1 protein-coding gene is annotated in these 2,829 nt (G+C 70.2%); it reads left to right on the forward strand.

Annotation, left to right across the window (positions count from 1 at the left end; genetic code table 11):
- Positions 1-2,829 (forward strand): amino acid adenylation domain-containing protein (locus ABD329_RS47585; protein WP_344318244.1); only part of this gene is annotated, 2,829 nt, incomplete at both ends.

The raw sequence follows: 2,829 nt of genomic DNA on the forward strand, positions 1-2,829 counted from the left end.
TGGTGGCGGTGTTGTTGGGGGTGGTGAAGGCGGGGGCGGGGTTTGTGCCGGTGGATCCGGCGTATCCGGTGGAGCGGGTCGGGTGGATGGTCGAGGATGCCGGGCCGGTGCTGGTGGTGTGTTCGGAGGGGACTCGGGGGTTGGTTCCGGCGGGGGTGGAGTGTTGGGTGTGGGATGCGTCGGATGTGGTGGCGGGGTCCGCGCCCGTGGTTTCGGTGGATGTCGATGATGTGGCGTATGTGATTTATACGTCGGGTTCGACGGGGCGGCCGAAGGGTGTGGTGGTGACGCATCGGGGCCTGGGGAGTTTGGCGGCTGCGCAGATTGAGCGGTTCGGGGTGGGTGCTGATGCGCGGGTGTTGCAGCTGGCGTCGTTGAGTTTTGATGCCGCGGTGTCCGAGGTGTGTATGGCGTTGCTTTCGGGTGCGGCGTTGGTGGTGGCGGGTGCGGACAGGTTGCCGCCGCAGGGGTCGTTGGGTGGGGTGGTGGCGGAGTTTGGTGTGACGCATGTGACGGTGCCGCCGTCGGTGCTGGCGACGGTGGAGGAGTTGCCGGGGTGTTTGCGGACGTTGGTGGTGGCGGGTGAGGTGTGTCCGCCGGGGCTGGTGGAGCGGTGGGCGCCGGGGCGTCGGATGGTCAATGCGTACGGCCCGACCGAGGTCACCGTGTGCGCCACCATGAGCGCGCCCCTGGAGCGGTCCGGACCGGTGCCGATCGGTGGACCCATCGCCAACACACGGGTGTTCGTGCTGGACGAGTTTCTGCGGCCCGTGCCGGAAGGCGTGGCGGGCGAACTCTACGTCGCGGGTCCGGGGCTTGCGCGGGGTTACCTCGGCCGTCCGGGGCTGACCGCGGAGCGCTTCGTGGCGTGTCCGTTCACCGGCGGGCGGATGTATCGCACCGGCGACCTCGCCACATGGACGGCCGAGGGTGAGCTGATCTTCGGTGGCCGGGCCGATGACCAGGTGAAGGTGCGTGGTTTCCGGGTGGAGCCGGGGGAGATCGAATCGGTTTTCGCCGGACACCGAGGTGTCGGACAGGTCGCCGTCGTCGTACGGGAGGACCGCCCCGGTGACAAGCGGCTCGTGGCGTATGTCGTCCCTGATGGGGATGTGGATACTGCCGGGCTGCGGGGGTACGTGGCCGAGCGGCTGCCGGACCACATGGTCCCCGCCGCCGTCGTCGCCCTGGACGCCCTCCCGGTCACCGTCAACGGCAAGCTGGACCGCGTCGCCCTCCCCGCCCCCGACTTCACCGACGCCGTCGGACGCGGTCCCGCCACGCCGACCGAGGAGATCCTCTGCGGCCTGTACTGCGAGGTTCTCGGGCTTGAACGAGTGGGCGCCGAGGTGTCGTTCTTCACCATCGGTGGTGACTCGATCCTCGCGATGAAGCTCATCGCCCGGATCGGCGCCGTCCTCGACACGGAACTCAATATCGGCGAGCTGTTCGCCGCCCCCACGGTGGCCGGGGTCGCCCGCCTCGTCGCGGCGGCAGGAGGTACACCCGCCCGGCCCGCGCTGACACCACGGCCGAGGCCGGACGCGCTGCCACTCTCGTACGCCCAGCGGCGCATGTGGTTCCTCAACCGGCTCGAGGACACCAACCCGGGCGCCGGAGCGGTCTACAACCTGCCGCTGGCCCTTCGGCTGACCGGAGAGCTGGATGTCACCGCGCTGGAGGCCGCGCTGGGCGACGTGGCCGACCGGCACGAGAGCTTGCGCACAATCTTTCCCGCGACTGATGGCGAGCCGCGCCAGCGGGTGCTGGAGGGCGAGGCGGGTCGACCGCGACTCATTGTCGTGGAAACCAGTGAGGAACTTCTGGCGGCCGAGCTCGGGTCGCACGCCGACCGTGGCTTTGATGTGACCGTCGATCTGCCGTGGCGGGCACGGCTGTTGAAGACGGGGCCATCGGAGTATGTGTTGCTGATCGTCGCGCATCACATCGCCGTCGACGGCTGGTCGATGGGTGTGCTGGCGCGGGACCTGGGGGCGGCGTACGCGGCGCGTCGGGCGGGCGGCGCGCCCGGGTGGGAGCCGCTGCCGGTGCAGTACGCGGACTATGCGCTGTGGCAGCGCGAGGTGCTGGGCGATCCCGAGGACCCGGACAGCGCGATCAGTGGCCAACTCGGCTACTGGCGCGAGGCGCTGGCCGGTGCCCCCCAGGAGCTCGCGTTGCCGACCGACCGGCCCCGTCCGGCGGTGTCCTCGTTCCGCGGTGGCGAAGTGCCGATCCGGATCGGCGCGGAGACTCATGCCCGGCTGCTGGACGTGGCCCGCCGTGGTCGCGCCACCATGTTCATGGTGGTGCACGCCGCGCTCTCCGTGCTGCTCAGCCGGGTGGGTGCGGGCGACGACATCACCATGGGCGTGCCGATCGCGGGCCGTGGCGAACCGGCGTTGGACGACCTGGCCGGGTTCTTCGTCAACACCCTCGTCGTCCGCGCCGACCTCAGCGCGGACCCGTCCTTCACGGAGCTGCTGGCCCAGGTGCGGGAGACGGATCTGGCCGCGTACGCGCATCAGGACGTGCCGTTCGAGCGACTGGTCGAGGACCTGAACCCGTCACGTTCGCTCTCCCACAACCCGCTGTTCCAGGTCCTGCTGGCCCTTCAGAGCGTACCGGCGCCGCAATGGGGCCTGCCGGGGCTGCGGGTCCGACGGATACCGGCGGCCGCCCAGGTCCCGGCCCGCTTCGATCTGTCTCTGGACCTGGCCGAGCACCGTGACGGGGTGGGGGCGCCGGCGGGGTTGGGCGGGGCGTTGTTGTTTGCGGTGGATTTGTTCGATGAGGGTACGGCGCGGGGGTTGGTTGAGCGGTTGGTGC

Origin of the sequence: Streptomyces javensis (assembly GCF_039525925.1) — a bacterium.
Taxonomy (GTDB): domain Bacteria; phylum Actinomycetota; class Actinomycetes; order Streptomycetales; family Streptomycetaceae; genus Streptomyces; species Streptomyces asiaticus.